13 protein-coding genes are annotated in these 15,563 nt (G+C 74.9%); 6 read left to right on the top strand and 7 right to left on the bottom strand.

Annotated features, from left to right (window positions below; all coding sequences use genetic code 11):
• The first annotated feature begins 89 nt into the window (after nucleotides 1-89).
• From ACFUVW_RS12890 to ACFUVW_RS12880, 3 genes are all read left to right on the top strand, one after another.
• Nucleotides 90-1,211, top strand: coding sequence for a mannonate dehydratase (locus ACFUVW_RS12890; protein ID WP_430571726.1), 1,122 nt, complete (start codon nucleotides 90-92; stop codon nucleotides 1,209-1,211).
• 102 nt (nucleotides 1,212-1,313) lie between these two features.
• Nucleotides 1,314-3,380 carry an alpha-glucuronidase gene (locus ACFUVW_RS12885; RefSeq protein WP_430571725.1) on the top strand — a complete coding sequence of 689 codons (2,067 nt, stop codon included), beginning with the start codon at nucleotides 1,314-1,316 and terminating at the stop codon, nucleotides 3,378-3,380.
• 68 nt (nucleotides 3,381-3,448) lie between these two features.
• Nucleotides 3,449-4,201, top strand: a complete 753-nt coding sequence (locus ACFUVW_RS12880) for a MerR family transcriptional regulator (RefSeq protein WP_430571724.1) — start codon at nucleotides 3,449-3,451, stop codon at nucleotides 4,199-4,201.
• Between the two features lie 47 nt (nucleotides 4,202-4,248).
• Here ACFUVW_RS12880 and gap read toward each other — a convergent pair whose 3' ends face one another.
• The 4 genes from gap to ACFUVW_RS12860 all read right to left on the bottom strand — a co-directional run bounded on the left by gap (nucleotide 4,249) and on the right by ACFUVW_RS12860 (nucleotide 7,856).
• Nucleotides 4,249-5,247 carry a type I glyceraldehyde-3-phosphate dehydrogenase gene (gene gap, locus ACFUVW_RS12875; RefSeq protein ID WP_430571723.1) on the bottom strand — a complete coding sequence of 333 codons (999 nt, stop codon included), beginning with the start codon at nucleotides 5,245-5,247 and terminating at the stop codon, nucleotides 4,249-4,251.
• Nucleotides 5,248-5,353: 106 nt separating this feature from the next.
• Entirely contained in the window at nucleotides 5,354-6,325 is a 972-nt protein-coding gene (locus tag ACFUVW_RS12870; protein WP_430571722.1) for a GlxA family transcriptional regulator, read from the bottom strand.
• A gap of 29 nt (nucleotides 6,326-6,354) precedes the next feature.
• Nucleotides 6,355-7,032 (bottom strand): response regulator, encoded by a 678-nt coding sequence (locus ACFUVW_RS12865; protein ID WP_430571721.1) that lies wholly within the window; start codon nucleotides 7,030-7,032, stop codon nucleotides 6,355-6,357.
• Nucleotides 7,029-7,856 carry a sensor histidine kinase gene (locus tag ACFUVW_RS12860; protein ID WP_430571720.1) on the bottom strand — a complete coding sequence of 276 codons (828 nt, stop codon included), beginning with the start codon at nucleotides 7,854-7,856 and terminating at the stop codon, nucleotides 7,029-7,031. Before ACFUVW_RS12860 ends, ACFUVW_RS12865 begins: the two co-directional genes overlap by 4 nt.
• Before the next feature lie 196 nt (nucleotides 7,857-8,052).
• Here ACFUVW_RS12860 and ACFUVW_RS12855 point away from each other — a divergent pair, with 196 nt between their 5' ends.
• The 3 genes from ACFUVW_RS12855 to ACFUVW_RS12845 are packed head-to-tail and all read left to right on the top strand — an operon-like array spanning nucleotide 8,053 to nucleotide 11,233.
• Complete coding sequence (locus ACFUVW_RS12855) at nucleotides 8,053-9,453, top strand: FAD-binding oxidoreductase (protein WP_430571719.1); 1,401 nt, start codon at nucleotides 8,053-8,055, stop codon at nucleotides 9,451-9,453.
• A complete protein-coding gene (locus ACFUVW_RS12850; protein ID WP_430571718.1) occupies nucleotides 9,450-10,403 on the top strand; it encodes an ATP-binding cassette domain-containing protein in 954 nt (317 codons plus the stop codon). The genes ACFUVW_RS12855 and ACFUVW_RS12850 overlap by 4 nt, the downstream gene beginning before the upstream one ends.
• Nucleotides 10,400-11,233, top strand: coding sequence for an ABC transporter permease (locus tag ACFUVW_RS12845; protein ID WP_430571717.1), 834 nt, complete (start codon nucleotides 10,400-10,402; stop codon nucleotides 11,231-11,233). Before ACFUVW_RS12850 ends, ACFUVW_RS12845 begins: the two co-directional genes overlap by 4 nt.
• A gap of 39 nt (nucleotides 11,234-11,272) precedes the next feature.
• On the opposite strand, the gene ACFUVW_RS12840 is transcribed toward ACFUVW_RS12845, so the two are convergent.
• The 3 genes from ACFUVW_RS12840 to ACFUVW_RS12830 all read right to left on the bottom strand — a co-directional run.
• Entirely contained in the window at nucleotides 11,273-13,351 is a 2,079-nt protein-coding gene (locus ACFUVW_RS12840) for a beta-galactosidase (RefSeq protein WP_430571716.1), read from the bottom strand.
• 29 nt (nucleotides 13,352-13,380) lie between these two features.
• Nucleotides 13,381-14,067: a glycosyltransferase gene (locus ACFUVW_RS12835; RefSeq protein ID WP_430571715.1), complete on the bottom strand. Its 687-nt coding sequence runs from the start codon at nucleotides 14,065-14,067 to the stop codon at nucleotides 13,381-13,383.
• Nucleotides 14,067-15,563, bottom strand: a 1,497-nt coding sequence (locus tag ACFUVW_RS12830) for a xylan 1,4-beta-xylosidase (RefSeq protein WP_430571714.1), incomplete at its 5' end; no start/stop codon positions are given. The genes ACFUVW_RS12835 and ACFUVW_RS12830, both read right to left, overlap by 1 nt.

The raw sequence follows: 15,563 nt of genomic DNA, 5'->3' as shown, positions 1-15,563 counted from the left end.
GCCCTGTTTCGTCGCGAATCAGGGCCACGAGCGCACCCACAACGACCGGCGGGGCACGATCGACGAGCACGAGGAGTCACGCAGTGAAGATGGGTTTCCGCTGGTACGGCGAGGGCAACGACACGGTCACGCTGGACCACGTCCGGCAGATCCCCGGCGTGGAGACGATCGTGTGGAGCCTGCACCACAAGCAGGCCGGCGATGTGTGGGAGCAGGCGGAGATCGACGCCGAGGTCGCGCGCATCACCGGCCTGTCCGACGAGGCACGCGCCCGCGGCGTGACCCGCACCCTGGACGCCGAGGTGGTCGAGTCGGTCAACGTGCACGAGTCGATCAAGCTGGGGCGCACCGTGCTCGGGCTGAGCCGTGACGAGGCGATCGAGAACTACGTGACGACGATCCGCCGCCTCGGCCGGGCCGGCGTGAAGGTGGTCTGCTACAACTTCATGCCGGTCTTCGACTGGCTGCGCACCGACCTGTGGCACCCGCTGCCCGACGGCTCCACCGCGCTGTTCTTCGAGAAGGCGGTCGTGGACGAGATGACGCCCGAGGGCCTCATCGCCGACATGGAGGCCGGGTCGCACGGGCTCACGCTGCCGGGCTGGGAGCCCGAGCGGCTCGCGGGGTTCACCGAGCTCAACGCCGCGTACGAAGGCGTCACGCACGAGGACATGTACGCGAACTACCGGTACTTCCTCGACGCGGTGGTCCCGGCGGCGGAGGAGGCCGGGATCAAGCTGGGCGTGCACCCCGACGACCCGCCGTTCGACGTCTTCGGCTGGCCGCGCGTCGTCTCGACGCCGGACGACCTGCAGCGGGTGCTGGACCTGCACCCGAGCCCGCACCACGGCCTCACCCTGTGCCTGGGGAGCTTCTCCGCCAACCCGGCGCAGGCGCCGCTCGCCGCGGACACCGTGCGCCGGTTCATGGACCGCATCCACTTCACGCACGTGCGGAACATCAAGCACTTCCCGAACGGCGACTTCACCGAGGTGGGCCACCGGGCGTGCGAGGGCGACGTGGACACCACGGGGATCATGAAGGCGTACGCCGAGGCCGGGTACACCGGCTACGTCCGCCCCGACCACGGCCGGCACCTGTGGGACGAGAACACCACGAACAAGCCGCGCCCCGGCTACGGCCTGTACGACCGCGCGCTGGGGGTCCAGTACCTGCTCGGCGCGTGGGACGCGTTCCGCTACACCGTCTGATCCGTCCGTCGGTCGGGCCGGTCGAGACCTCGGCGTCTCGACCGGCCAGACCGGCTGACCCCCGCCGGTTGAGCTTGTCGAAACCCGACCGAGAGGCCCGTCATGCCCGACGAGACGACGTCGTCCGAAATCGTTGTCGAACCCGCGCCGTGCCCGGCCTGGCTGCCCGACGGCGCGCTGGCCGCCGTCGGCCGACGCCGAGTCGCCGTCGCCGGCCCACCGGACGACGAGGTGCTCGTCACCGTGCGCCGCGAGGCGGAGCGCGCGACGTCCGCGCACGGCGGCGCCGTCGTCGACCCCGACGACTCCCCCGACATCCTCCTCGAGGCATCGAGCGTGCTGGATTCCTCCTCAAACGGCCGGAATGAGGATCAAGTCAGCACGCTCGATGTCGGGTCCGGGTTCCGGCTCGTGCGGGACGGCGGCCGGGTCACGGTCGCGGCGGCCACGGCGACGGCGCTGCTGCACGGCTGGTTCCACGTCGTGCGGCTCGGCGAGGCGGCGTTCGCGGGGCCCGACGCCGACGAGCGGCACGCCCCCGCGTTCGCCCTGCGCGTGCTGGACCACTGGGACAACGTGGACGTGCACCCGGTGATGGGGCAGGTGGAGCGCGGCTACTCGGGCGGGTCGATCTTCTACGACGCCGGCCGCGTCCGCGAGGACCTGTCCCGCGTCACGACGTACGCGCGGCTGCTCGCCGCCACCGGGATCGACCGGGTCTGCATCAACAACGTCAACGTGCACGCGCGCGAGGCGCGGCTGCTCACGGACGACCTGCCCGAGGTGGCCCGCGTCGCGGGCGCCCTGCGCCCGTACGGCGTGCGCACGCACCTCGCGGTGAGCTTCGCGGCGCCGATGACGCTCGGCGGCCTGCCGACGTCCGACCCGCTCGACGACGGCGTCCGCGCCTGGTGGCGCGCGGCCGCCGACCGGGTCTGGGCGACGATCCCGGACTTCGGCGGCTTCGTCGTCAAGGCCGACTCGGAGGGCCAGCCCGGCCCGTTCGCGTACGGGCGCGACCACGCCGACGGCGCGAACCTGCTGGCCGAGGCCGTCGCGCCGCACGGTGGCGTCGTGCACTGGCGGGCGTTCGTCTACGACCACACGCAGGACTGGCGCGACCGCTCCACCGACCGCGCCCGTGCCGCGTACGACCACTTCGCCCCGCTCGACGGCCGGTTCGCCGAGAACGTCGTCGTGCAGGTCAAGCACGGGCCGATGGACTTCCAGACGCGCGAGCCCGTCTCCCCCGTGCTCGCCGCGATGCCGGGCAGCCGGCTCGCGCTCGAGCTGCAGGTGACGCAGGAGTACACGGGCCAGCAGCGGCACGCCTGCTACCTCGCGCCGTGGTGGAGCGAGAACCTCGGCTTCCGGCCGTGGGGGCACGGGGACGACGACGGGGTCGCGGTGCGCGACCTCGTCGCGCCGGGCGGCATCGCCGCCGTCTCGAACGTGGGCGACGACCGGTTCTGGACCGGCCACCCGCTGGCCCAGGCGAACCTGTACGCGTTCGGGAGGCTCGCCTGGGACCCGACCCTCGACCCGGCGGCGATCCTCGACGAGTGGATCGGCCTGACGTTCGCGGGCCCGGAGGGCGCCGTCGAGCCGCGGGTCCGCGAGGTGCTGCACGCGGTGCTCGACGACTCGTGGCGCACCTACGAGTCGTACACCGCGCCGCTGGGCGTGGGGTTCATGGTGCGGCCGGGCCACCACTACGGCCCGGACGTCGACGGCTACGAGTACACCCCGTGGGGCACCTACCACTTCGCCGACCGCGACGGCATCGGCGTGGACCGCACCCGGGCCACCGGCACCGGGTTCACGGGGCAGTACCCCGCACCCTGGCGCGACGTGTACGAGGACGTCGCGACCTGCCCCGACGAGCTGCTGCTGTTCTTCCACCACGTGCCGTACACGCACGTGCTGCACTCCGGCGTCACGGTGGTCCAGCACGTCTACGACACGCACTTCGCGGGCGTCGATCGGGTGCGCGAGGCGATCGCGGCCTGGGAGTCGCTCGACGGGAGGGTCCCGTCCGACGTCGACGCCCGCGTCCGCGAGCGCCTCGCCGAGCAGCTGCGGTCTGCCGTCGAGTGGCGCGACCAGCTGAACACGTACTTCTTCCGCAAGTCCGGGATCCCCGACGCCCACGGCCGCACGATCTTCTGAGCGGCCGCGTCGTGCGGACGTGCGCTTGACCCTTCCCTCGGGGGAGGGTCGAGGGTGCTGCGCAGGAGGTGAGACCCACGACGTCCTTCACGATCGCCGAGGTGGCCCGGCTGTCGGGCACCACGCTCAAGACGCTCTACCACTACGACCGGATCGGTCTGCTCGTGCCCGCCCGGGACGAACGGAACGACTACCGGACGTACTCGGAGCAGGACCTGGAGCGCCTGCAACAGATCCTGTTCTTCCGGGAGCTCGACGTGCCGCTGGGCGTGATCGCGGAGGCGCTGTCGGGTCGCACGTCCCGGCTCGAGTGCCTGCGGGACCAGCGGGCCATGCTCCGCGCGCGCGGAGCGCGGCTCGCCCAGGTGCTGGCGACGCTCGAGCGGGCCATCGCACACGAGACACAGGGAGACCCCATGCCCACCGACGACATGTTCACCGGGCTCGACCGCGCCGGGTGGCAGGACGCCCTCGCGGAGCAGGACGCGCACCTGCGCGACACGTACGGCGTCGAGCTCGGCACGGCCGACGTCGACGCCGACCGGATGAACGCGGCCGCCGCCGAGGCGACGGCGTTCATGACCTTCATGGCCGACGCCCTGCGCACCGGCCTGCGCGCAGACGACGAGTCCGTCACCGCGGAGATCCGCCGCCACCTGGCGGTGCTCGACGCCGACCGGCCGACGGACGCGGAGGCGTTCGCCGGCCAGGCGAGGTTCTTCGTCGCCGACGACTTCCACCGCCGGATGCTGGAGCAACAGCAGACCGGCCTGGCCTACTACCTGCTGCACGCGGCGGAGGAGTTCCGCGCCCGCGCGTAGACGGCACGGTCGCGGGGAGCCCGTCGGCTCCCCGCGGCGGTGCGGGGTCAGCCAGCGGCGAGCAGCTCGAGGGTGTCGACCACCCGGTGGGAGAAGCCGCCCTCGTTGTCGTACCAGGCCACGACCTTCACGTGCCTGCCGTCGACGCGGGTCAGCAGCGAGTCGAAGACCGCCGACGCCGGGTTCCCGACGATGTCCGACGACACCAGGGGGTCCTCGGAGTACTCGAGCACCCCGGCCAGCGGGCCGGCCGCGGCCGCGCGGTAGGCGGCCAGCACGTCCTCGCGCGAGACGTCGCGGGCAACGGTGGCGTTCAGCTCGACGATCGAGCCCACCGGCACCGGCACGCGGATCGAGTCGCCCGAGAGCTTCCCGGCCAGGCGCGGCAGCACCAGCCCGATCGCCTTGGCGGCGCCGGTCGTGGTGGGCACGATGTTCACGGCCGCCGCGCGGGCGCGGCGGGCGTCGCGGTGCGGGGCGTCCTGGAGGTTCTGCTCCTGGGTGTAGGCGTGCACGGTGGTCATGAACCCGTGCTCGATCTCGGCGAGGTCGTCGAGCACGGACGCGAGCGGCGCGAGCGCGTTCGTGGTGCACGACGCGTTGGAGACGATCGTGTGCGCGGCCGGGTCGTAGGCGTCGGTGTTGACGCCGGGGGCGAGCGTGACGTCGGCGCCGGCGGACGGCGCGCTCACCAGGACCTTGCGCGCCCCGGCGTCAAGGTGGCCGCGGGCGGCGTCGGCGGACGTGAACCGGCCCGTCGACTCCAGCACGACGTCGACGCCGAGCTCACGCCACGGCAGCGCGGCGGGGTCGCGCTCGGCCAGCACCGCGACGCGGTGCCCGTCGACGACGATCGCGTCGTCCTCGGCCGTGACCGGACGGCCCAGACGCCCGGCCGTGCTGTCGAAGGCGAGCAGCCGGGCGAGCGCAGCGGGCTCGGTGAGGTCGTTGACGGCGACGAGCTCCAGGTCGCTGCCGCGCTCGAGCAGCGCGCGGACCACGTTGCGCCCGATGCGGCCGAACCCGTTGATGGCGATGCGGGTCATGTGACCCTCCTTTCGTGTCGGCACCAGGCTCGTCGTCGTCGGACGGGCCGAACACCGGCGCGCACGCCACGGTCCGCAAGGATCTCGCCATTCCCGGTGCCGGCCGTCACTCCCCGCGGGCGAAGGTGCGCCGGTACTCGCTGGGCGTCGTGCCGAGGATGCGCCGGAAGTGCGCGCGCAGGTTCGCGCCCGTCCCGAGCCCGACGTCGGCGGCGACCTGCTCGACGCTGCGCTCCGAGCGCTCCAGCAGCTCGCGCGCCACGTCCACGCGCACCCGAAGCACCCACGCCATCGGCGTGTACCCGGTGTCGTCGGCGAACCGGCGCGAGAACGTGCGCGGCGAGACGGCCGCGTGCCGGGCCAGGTCCTCGAGGGTGAGGTCCTCGGTCAGGTGGTGCAGCACCCAGTCGCGGGTGGCGGCGAACCGCTCGCCCAGCGGCTCGGGCACGCTCCGGGGCACGTACTGCGCCTGCCCGCCGCTGCGGTACGGCGCCGCGACGAGGCGGCGGGCCGCGTGGTTCGACGCCGCCACGCCCAGGTCGCCGCGCAGCACGTGCAGGCACAGGTCGATGCCGGACGCCGCGCCCGCGGACGTGAGCACGCTGCCCTCGTCGACGAACAGCACGTTCTCGTCCACCCGCACCTGCGGGTGCTTCGCCGCCAGCGCGTGGGTGTAGTGCCAGTGCGTGGTGGCACGGCGCCCGTCGAGCAGGCCGGTCGCGGCGAGCGCGAACGCGCCTGTCGAGATGGCGGCCAGCCGGGCGCCGCGGTCGTGCGCGGCCAGGAGCGCGTCGACGACGGCGGGCGGCGGGTCGTCGCGGTCCGGGTGGCGGTAGCCCGGGAGGAACACGACGTCGGCCCAGGCCAGCGCCTCGAGGCCGTGGTCCAGGTGGTAGGAGAGGCCGTCGCCGCCGGCGACGAGCCCGGGCGACGCGGCGCAGGCCCGCACCTCGTAGGGCATGCTCGGGCGCGTCGTGAAGACCTGCGCGGGGATGCCGACGTCGAGGGGCTTGGCGCCCTCCAGCACGAGGACGGCGACGCGGCGGCGGCGCTCCGGCGGGTCGGGCGGTTCCGGCACAGGACGCAGCCTAGGCAGCGCGGGCCTTGCTACGCGCGGTCGGCCGGGCGGGAGCGCGGCGAGACGATCCCCGACTCGTAGGCGAACACGACCAGCTGGGCACGGTCGCGGGCGCCGAGCTTGGTCATGGCACGGCTGACGTGCGTCTTCGCCGTGAGCGGGCTGAGCACCATCCGCGCGGCGATCTCGTCGTTGGACAGCCCGTGCGCGACGAGCGCGACGACCTCGCGCTCGCGCGGCGTGAGCAGGTCGAGGCCGTCGGGGGCGATCGCGTCCGGCGGGCGGGCCACGAACTCGCTGATCAGCCGACGGGTGATGGCCGGGGACAGCAGCGCGTCGCCCCGGACGGCGGCGCGCACGGCCTCGACGAGGTCGGCGGGCTCGGTGTCCTTCACCACGAACCCGCTCGCCCCGGCCCGCAGCGCCTCGAACACGTACTCGTCGATGCCGTAGTTGGTCAGCACGACGACGTGCACGCCGGCCAGGGCGTCGTCCGCGGCGATCTGGCGGGTGGCGGCGATGCCGTCGAGCCCGGGCATCTGCACGTCCATGAGCACGACGTCGGGCCGCAGCTCACGTGCGAGGCGCACGCCCTCGTGCCCGTCGGCCCCCTCGGCGACCACCTCGACGTCGTCCTCCGCGTCGAGCAGTGCGCGGATGCCGGAGCGGATGAGGGCCTGGTCGTCGACGAGGCCGACGCGGATCACGCGCGCGCCGCCGGCTCGTCCGCCGCCCGCGCGCCGTCCGGGGCCGTCCGCCGGCCCTGCCGCGCCGGCAGCGGGAGCGTGACGCGCACCGAGAACCCGCCGCCGGTCCCCGGCCCGGCGGCGAGCGTCCCACCGAGGGCGCTGACCCGCTCGCGCATCCCCGTCAGCCCGTGCCCGGGCTCCGGTTCGCCGGCCGCGCCGCGGCCGTCGTCGTCGACCTGCAGGGTGACCTCGCGGGCCGCGAACGTCACCTGTACGGCCGCGGCCGCCGCCGGCCCGCCGTGCCGGGCGACGTTCGTGAGCGCCTCCTGCACCACGCGGTAGGCGGCCTGGTCCGTCTCGGCGGGCAGGGTGCGCCGGTCCCCGACGAACCGCACGGTCGTGGGCACGCCGGCGGCCTCGGCGCGCTCGACGAGCGTGGCGAGCCGGTCGAGACCGTTCCCGTTGGGCTCGCCGTCGCGGCGCAGCACGTCGAGGGTGGAGCGCAGCTCGCGGGCCGCGTCCGTGCTCGCCTCCTGGATCGCGAGCAGCGCGGGCGGCGGCTCCTCGCCGCGCTTGCGCGCGAGGTGGGCGGCCACGCCCGCCTGCATCTTGATCACGGAGATGGAGTGGGTCAGCGAGTCGTGCAGCTCGCGTGCGATGCGCAGCCGCTCCTCGACGGCACGACGGCGGGCCACCTCGTCGCGGGTGCGCTCGGCGTCCTCGGCCCGCTGCTCCACCTCGCGCACGTACGCGCGCCACTGGAGCACCGCGACGCCGGCGACGCCGAGGGAGACCAGCCAGCCCGCCGCGAGGACCCGCTCTCGTGCCCGTCCCGTTCCCATCCCGGCAGCGTAGGGGCGGCCGCGCGGCCGCCGCATCCGGCGCGGGGAGCACCCTGCGCCTACTCCCCGCGCGGTACGCCGACGCCCCGTCGCCGACCGGGCCGGTAGCCGCAGGTGTCGCCGCCGGACGGACGCGCCGGGGGCGCCCGCCGCGAAGGATCGGGACCACGGAACGACCGACCCGAGGAGCACCGCCATGAGCATCCAGGCACCGAGCAACCAGGCAGTCCGGCGCACCCCCGCCGGGCTGGGCGACGTCGTCCTCCCCGGCGACGACGGCTACGAGGACGCCCGACGCACCGTCTTCGCCACCGGTTCCCCCGCCCTGGTCACGCGGCCCCGCACCGAGGCGGAGGTGGCGGCCGCGGTGGCGTACGCGGCCCGCGAGGGGCTGCCGCTGTCGGTCCGGTCGGGCGGGCACGGCCTGACCGGCCACGCCACCAACGACGGCGGCCTCGTGGTGGACCTGCGCCACCTGGACGCGGTCGAGGTCGTGGACCCGCACCGCCGCCTGGTGCGGGTGGGCGCCGGCGCCACGTGGGGCCGGGTCGCGGCGGCCCTCGCGCCGCACGGCCTGGGGATCTCCTCCGGCGACACCGCGAGCGTCGGCGTGGGCGGGCTGACGCTCGGCGGCGGTGTCGGGTGGATGGTGCGCCGGCACGGCCTGACGGTCGACGCCCTGGTCGCCGCCCGGGTGGTGCTCGCCGACGGGCGCACCGTCGTCGCCGGCGCGGACTCCCACGCGGGACTGTTCTGGGCGTTGCGCGGCGGGGGCGGCCGCTTCGGCGTCGTGACGAGCCTGGACCTCGTCGCGTCCCGCGTGGGAGACGTCCGCTTCGGCGCGCTCGCCCTCGCCGCCGACGACCCCGCCCGCCTCGTCGCGGGCTGGCGCGACGTCCTGCGCGACGCCGACGAGGAGCTGAGCAGCACGCTGGTGCTGGCCCCCGCCACGGGCGACCGCCCGGCGTCCGCGTCCGTCGTGGTGTGCGCGTCGCACGACGACCCGGCGGCCGCCGAGCGGTCGGTCGAGCCCCTGCGGCGCCTCGGCACGGTGCTGGCCGACACGGTCGCGACCGTCCCCTACGCCGACGTCCTCGCCGAGGGCGGCCACCATCCGCCGGGCGGTCGCCTCGTCGGCCGCAACGTGCTGGTGCCGCGGCTGGACGACGACGCCGTCGCGGCCGTCGCCGCGGCGTCCTCGGGCGAACGGCCGCTCGCGCTCGCGCTGCGTGCCCTCGGCGGCGCCTTCTCGCGGGTGCTGCCGGACGCCACGGCGTTCGCCCACCGCGACGCGGAGGCGCTGGTGGTGGGCGGCGCCGTCGTGGCCCCGGGCGCGTCCGACGCCGACGTCGAGGTCGCACTGTCGGGCTGGCGCGGAGTCGAGGCGCACGGCAGCGGCGCCTACGTGAACTTCCAGGGCACGGCCACCGGGGCCGACCTGCACGCCGCGTACCCGCCCGCGACGCTCGCCCGGCTGCACGCGGTCGGGCGGTCCTACGACCCGGGCGGCCTGTTCGCGCGGAGCCTCTCCGTCGGCCACGACGTCCCGCCCGATGGCGCGTCCGACGTCGCGCCCCGCCCGGGGGCGGGGTCGTGAGCGCCGCGTTCGAGGCCGAGGGCCTCGTCAAGAGGTTCGGCGCGACGACGGCTCTCGACGGCGTCGCCCTGCGCGCCGAGCGCGGCACCGTGCTCGGCGTCCTGGGCCCCAACGGGGCGGGCAAGACCACCGCGATCCGGGTGCTGGCCACGCTGCTGCGGGCCGACGCCGGCCGGGCGACGGTCGACGGGCTGGACGTCGCCCGCGACCCGGTCGGGGTCCGCCGCCGCATCGGCCTCACCGGCCAGTACGCGACGGTGGACGAGGACCTCACCGGCGCGGAGAACCTCGTCCTCTTCGGCCGGCTGCTCGACCTGCCGACCGTCGAGGCCCGCGCCCGCGCCGCCCGGCTGCTGGACCGGTTCGGGCTCGCCGACGCCGGCGGGCGGCGCGCGTCGACGTACTCCGGCGGGATGCGCCGCCGCCTCGACCTGGCGGCCAGCCTCGTCGGGTCGCCCAGCATCCTGTTCCTCGACGAGCCCACGACCGGCCTCGACCCGGGCAAGCGCGAGGAGCTGTGGCAGACCATCCGGTCGCTGGCCGACGACGGCACCACCGTGCTGCTCACCACCCAGTACCTGGAGGAGGCGGACGCCCTCGCCGACGAGATCACCGTGATCGACGGCGGCCGCGTCATCGCGCACGACACCCCGGCGGGGCTGAAGCAGCAGGTCGGCGGGCAGACGGTCGTCGTCCGGCCGCGCGACCCGGCCCTCGCCGCGACCGCGGCGGGCGTCGTCGCGCGCGCCACCGGGCACGACGTCGCGCCACCCCGCGGGGGCGTGGTCACGGCGTCCGTGGACGACGAGCGCGCGTTCTCCGCCGTCGTGCGCGGGCTCGAGGAGGCGGACGTCCCCGTCACCGAGCTGGCCCTGCGCCTGCCCGGCCTCGACGAGGTCTTCTTCGCCCTGACCGACGGCCACCGCACCACCCCGAGGGAGGAACCATGACCACCACCGCGACGACCACCCCCACCACGGCCGCACCGCACCGCCCGGGCGCCGCGGCGCCCGCGCGCCGCTGGCCGCTCGCCCGCCACAGCCTGGCCCTGGCCCGCCGCAGCCTCGTCAAGACCCGTCGCAACCCCGGCGAGCTGGCCGACGCCGTGATCCTGCCGGTCGTCTTCCTCGTCCTGTTCGTCTACCTGTTCGGCGGGGCGATCTCCGGGTCCACGCAGGAGTACCTGCAGTACCTGTTCCCGGGCATCCTCGTGCTCACCACGGTGCTCACGGGGCAGGTCGCGACCGGGCTCAGCATCGTGCAGGACATGAAGAAGGGCGTGTTCGACCGGTTCCGCAGCATGCCCGTGCCGCGTGCCGCGATGCTGCTGGGCTCGGTCCTCGCCGACGCCGTCCGGTACGTCATCGCCCTCGCCGTGCTGTTCGGGGTCGGGTACGCGCTCGGCTTCCGCGTCGAGACGGGACTGCTGCCCGCGCTCGCCGCGTGCGGCCTCGCGATCGTCCTCGGCTTCTCGCTGTGCTGGCTGACCGTGCTGGTCGCCGTGCTGCTGCGCGACGAGATCATGGTGTCGACCGTGGGCTTCCTGCTCCCGTTCCCGCTGGTGTTCGGCACGGGCATGGCCGCGCCGGTCGAGACGATGCCGGGCTGGCTGCAGGCCTGGGCCGAGGTGAACCCGGTGAGCCGGGCGATCGAGGCCAGCCAGGGCCTGCTGCTCGGCGGCCCGGTCGCCGGGCCGGTCGCCGCGACGCTCCTGTGGAGCGCGACGTTCCTCGCCGTCTTCGGCACCGCCGCCGTCGTGGCCTACCGCCGGGTGGTGTGACCCGGCGGTCCCTGCGCCGTCGCGAGGTAGTGGCGGGGACTACCTCGGCGGGTCCTCGCGGAGGACGACGACGTCGGTGGGCTCGAGGTGCAGGGTCTCCCCCGCCGCGACGACGCGACCCGTGAGCAGGTCGGTACCGGCGGCGTGGGCGGCGACGTCGACGGCGACGCCGGCGTGGTTGAGCACGAACGCCGTCCGCGCGCCGTCGGCTCCCTCCCGGACCGCCAGCTCGACGTCCTGGGCGTCGGCGTACGGCCCGACGAGGCCGTGCCGGTCGAGGACGCGGCGCACCACCCAGTCCGTGCCCGCGTCGTCGAGCGCCGTCGCGACGTACCAGGCCTCGCCGGCGCCCTCCGCGCGGTCGTGACCGCCGGGGCGGTGGCGCGTGACCGCGGGCGTGCCGGCGTAGAACTCGGCGCCGTAGGTGCCGACCGCCTCCGCCCCCTGCGGCACGAGCACCTCGAACACGAGCGCGGCGTCGGAGACCAGGTCGTCCCCCGCCCCGTCGCCGAGGGTGACGGGGTTGGTGACTCCGGGCTCGGCGGAGTCCGTCTCCTCCACGCGCAGGCCGAACAGCCTGCCGAGCGGGCCGGGGGCGTCCATGAGGAACGCGTTCGCGTCCTCGTCGGCGCGACCGGACCAGTACGACGCGAGCACCGAGCCGCCGCGCGCGACGACGGCCTCCAGCCGGTCGGCGACGTCGCCCTTGAGCACGTGCAGCATCGGCGCGAGGACGACGTCGTACCGCGCCAGGTCGGCCGTGACGGGCACGACGTCCACCTGGGCCCCCGCCTGCCACAGCGCGCGGTAGTAGCCGAGCACGGTGTCCACGTAGCGGGCGTGCCGGTTGAAGCCGTCCGTCATCTCCGCGGCCCACCAGGAGTCCCAGTCGAAGAGGAGGGCCACGCGCGCGGGCGTGCGCGCGCCGAGGACGGCGTCGCCGAGCGCGTCGAGCTCGGCGCCGAGGGCCGCGACCTCGCGGAACGCCCGGGTGTCCGTGCGGCCGGCGTGGTCGAGGACGGCGCCGTGGTACTTCTCGCACGCCCCCTTCGACTGCCGCATCTGGAAGTACAGGACGGCGTCCGCGCCGTGCGCCACCGCCTGCCACGACCACAGCCGCAGCACGCCCGGCCGCTTGACCGGGTTGACGTCGCGCGAGGCGGTGATGGTCGGCGTCTGCTCCATGACCCAGAACGGCGCGCCGTCCTTCAGGCCGCGCATGACGTCGTGGGCCAGCGCCATGCGTGCGTGCTCGCGCTGACCGGGCGGGTAGTTGTCCCACGACGCGAAGTCCAGGTCGTCGGCCCAGCGGTGGTAGTCGATCGGGCGGAACATGCCCATGAAGTTGGTCGTGACCGGCGTCGTCGCGTCGTGCTCGCGGATGCGCGCCTTCTCGTCGCGGAAGTTCGCGAGCATCGCGTCGGACATGAACCGCCGGTAGTCGAGCGTGATGCCCTGGAAGGCCGTGTGGTCCGGGCCGCGCCAGTGCTCGCTGAGCATGTTCGGCGGCACGACCTGCTCCCAGTCGGTGAACGTGTGCGACCAGAACGCGGCGTTCCAGGCGTCGTTCAGCCGGTCGAGGGTGCCGTACCGCTCGCGCAGCCAGACCCGGAAGCCCGCCGCGCACAGGTCGCACCAGCAGCCGCCGTCGAACCCGCCGTACTCGTTGCCGACGTGCCACGCGACCAGGCCGGGCGTGCCCGCGTACCGCTCGGCGAGGCGGCCCGCGAGCTCGGCCGACACCCGCCGGTACACCGGCGAGCTGGGGCACGCGTTGTGCCGCTGCCCGTACACGTGCCGCCGGCCCTGGAAGTCGGTGCGCTCCACCTCGGGGTGGCGGTGCGCGAGCCACGGCGGCAGGGCGCCGGTCGACGTCGCGAGCACGACGTCGCGGCCCGCGGCCACGGTGCGCTCGACGATCGCGTCGAGGAGCGCGAAGTCGTACGTGTCCTCGTCGGGCTGCAGCGTCGCCCAGGAGAAGACGTTGAGCGTCACCGTGTCGATCGACGCCAGGTCGAACGCCGCGTGGTCGGCCTCCCACACCTCCCGCGGCCACTGCTCGGGGTTGTAGTCGCCGCCGTAGCGGACCTTGCGGCCGGCGGGCAGGTGGGCGGGCATGCGGGTGATCCTCCGGGTCGTGGGCGGGGTCAGGCGACGAAGCGCGCGCGGACGTCGTCGAGCACGGGCCGCGCGGTGCGCAGCAGGAAGGCGAGCCAGGCGGCGGCGACGACGGCGAGCACGACCTCGCCCGCCACCCACACCACGCCGCCCGCCACCACCACGAGCGCGAGCAGGCCGACGGCGACACGCGGCCGCCGGCCGAGGTAGTACACGGACAGCCGGGCCACGTCGCGGGCCCGGAACGAGAAGAGCGACGCGAGCAGCAGCGCCTGCACCGCCCAGAGCAGCACGGCGACGCCCACCGCTGCGAGCACGACGGCGTACGCCACGGAGATCCCGGCGGCCTCGCGGTGCACGACCGACGTGAGGACGACGCCCAGCACGGCCGTCGCCGGGACCCACAGCCGCAGCGCGTCGAGCCAGCCGAGCCGCAGCCCGCGGGCGAAGGCCCGTGCCGGGGCAGGCTCGTCGGCGCTCGCTCGCGCGTGCAGCGCGAAGATCCCCGCGGCCAGGAACGGCGCCGCCGGGGCCAGGCACACCGGCACCAGCAGCGCGTTGCCCGTGGACCGGTCCAGGAGAGCGAGCAGCACCAGCGTCGGCACGCAGCCCAGGGCGACGAGCACCCCCACGACGAGCGACCAGTAGACGCGCGCCGTGATCCGGCCCAGCACGCCGTCCCCGAGGTCGCGGGGCACGCCGGCGGCCCCCGCCATCAGGACTCCCCTCCGGCCCGGGCGCCGGCGCCGCGGCCCAGGATGCGCGCGTCGTCGAGCCAGGGCGGCGTCTCGTCGCGCACCGGGTCGATCTCCACCAGCGTCACCTCGTGCCGGGCGAGCGTGAGCGCCAGGTCCACGCGGCCGCCCGACACCTCGAGCGACGTGTGCGAGCGCCCCGGCACGGACGCCTCGTGCAGCAGGTCGAGCTGCCGCGACGTCGGCGACGCCGGGCGGCCCAGGTGGCGCCACGCGCTGACCGCGTTGCCCTCGCCGTCGTTCACCCGCGAGCGGTGCACCGACGCCCTGCGCGTCGCCGCGTCACCGACCGGGAGACTCAGCCGCAGCTCGTGCCGGTCCGGCTCCGGGGCGTCGTCGGTGCCGCCCACGGGCTGCCACGCCAGCACCGTCACCCGGCCGCCGCCGTCGCGCGTCACCAGGTGGTCCAGGCCCCGGTGCAGCACCTCGGACCCCATCCGCGCCATGAAGGCGTAGAGGTGGAAGACCGGCTTGCGCAGCTGCCGGTGCCCGAGCATCCCGAAGCCACCGTGGAAGACCGACGTCGGGACGTTCTCCTCCTCGAAGACGTCGCAGAACGTCCAGTACGAGAAGGAGTCGACGAGGTCGCCTCCCTCGGAGAGCACCGGCGCCAGGGACGCCGCCTGGTAGGCGGTGTCGTGCACCGGGTTGTCCGGGCGGTAGCTGGTGCTGAACTCGGTGACGTGGGCGGGAAGCCCCTCCAGGCGGGTGCCGGCCAGCAGCTTCGCCGGGGCGGCGAACTGGTCCAGCAGGTTCCGCGGGTGCCGTAGCGTCTGGTAGGTGCCGAACGGCACGTGCTGGGCGGGGCCGGTCGTGTAGGCGTGGAAGGACAGGAAGTCCACCGGCACGTCGCGACGCTCGACGAACTCCGCGAACGGCGCCCACCACTCGTCCGCGCCGGGCGAGATCGCCGGCCCGCCCACCTGCAGGCCGGCGTCGACCTCTTTCACCGCGGCCGCGGTGACCTCGTAGAGCCGGAAGTAGGCCTCCTGGGACGCGCCGGACCAGAAGATGTCGAGGTTGGGCTCGTTCCACACCTCGATCGGCCAGCGCCGCACCTCGTCGAGGCCGTAGCGGTCGATCGCGTGCCGCACCACCGCCTGCACGAGGGCCGCCCACTCGCGGTGGTCGCGCGGTGGCGTGACGTTGCCCTTCCACCAGAACACCGTCTGGTCCCCCGACGCGAGCGCCGACGGCATGAACCCCAGCTCGAGGAACGGGCGGATGCCCTGCGCGAGCCACGCGTCGAGCACCTGGTCGGCGTACGTGAACGCGTACCTGGTGCCGCGGTGGCCCGCCACGTCGTAGGGGCGGTGGATCCCCACGTCGTCGGACAGCAGGCCGTGGCCCCGCACGTAGCGGAACCCGATCTCCCGCTGCACCACGGCGAGCGAGTCCTGGTAGTCCTGGCGCAGGGCGAGGTTGAGGCGGCCGGTGCCCACGCACCGCCGCCACGC

Origin of the sequence: Isoptericola sp. NPDC057391 (assembly GCF_042668085.1) — a bacterium.
Lineage (GTDB): Bacteria > Actinomycetota > Actinomycetes > Actinomycetales > Cellulomonadaceae > Isoptericola.
This window is presented reverse-complemented; position numbering and strand designations above follow the sequence as displayed.

Bases quoted from the DNA above. Each gene is read 5' to 3' on its own strand.
- ACFUVW_RS12890 (WP_430571726.1), top strand. From the start codon at position 90: ATGGGTTTCCGCTGGTACGGCGAGGGCAACGACACGGTCACGCTGGAC.
- ACFUVW_RS12885 (WP_430571725.1), top strand. From the start codon at position 1,314: ATGCCCGACGAGACGACGTCGTCCGAAATCGTTGTCGAACCCGCGCCG.
- gap (WP_430571723.1), bottom strand. From the start codon at position 5,247: ATGACCCGCATCGCCATCAACGGGTTCGGCCGCATCGGGCGCAACGTG.
- ACFUVW_RS12860 (WP_430571720.1), bottom strand. From the start codon at position 7,856: ATGGGAACGGGACGGGCACGAGAGCGGGTCCTCGCGGCGGGCTGGCTG.
- ACFUVW_RS12855 (WP_430571719.1), top strand. From the start codon at position 8,053: ATGAGCATCCAGGCACCGAGCAACCAGGCAGTCCGGCGCACCCCCGCC.
- ACFUVW_RS12845 (WP_430571717.1), top strand. From the start codon at position 10,400: ATGACCACCACCGCGACGACCACCCCCACCACGGCCGCACCGCACCGC.
- ACFUVW_RS12840 (WP_430571716.1), bottom strand. From the start codon at position 13,351: ATGCCCGCCCACCTGCCCGCCGGCCGCAAGGTCCGCTACGGCGGCGAC.
- ACFUVW_RS12835 (WP_430571715.1), bottom strand. From the start codon at position 14,067: ATGGCGGGGGCCGCCGGCGTGCCCCGCGACCTCGGGGACGGCGTGCTG.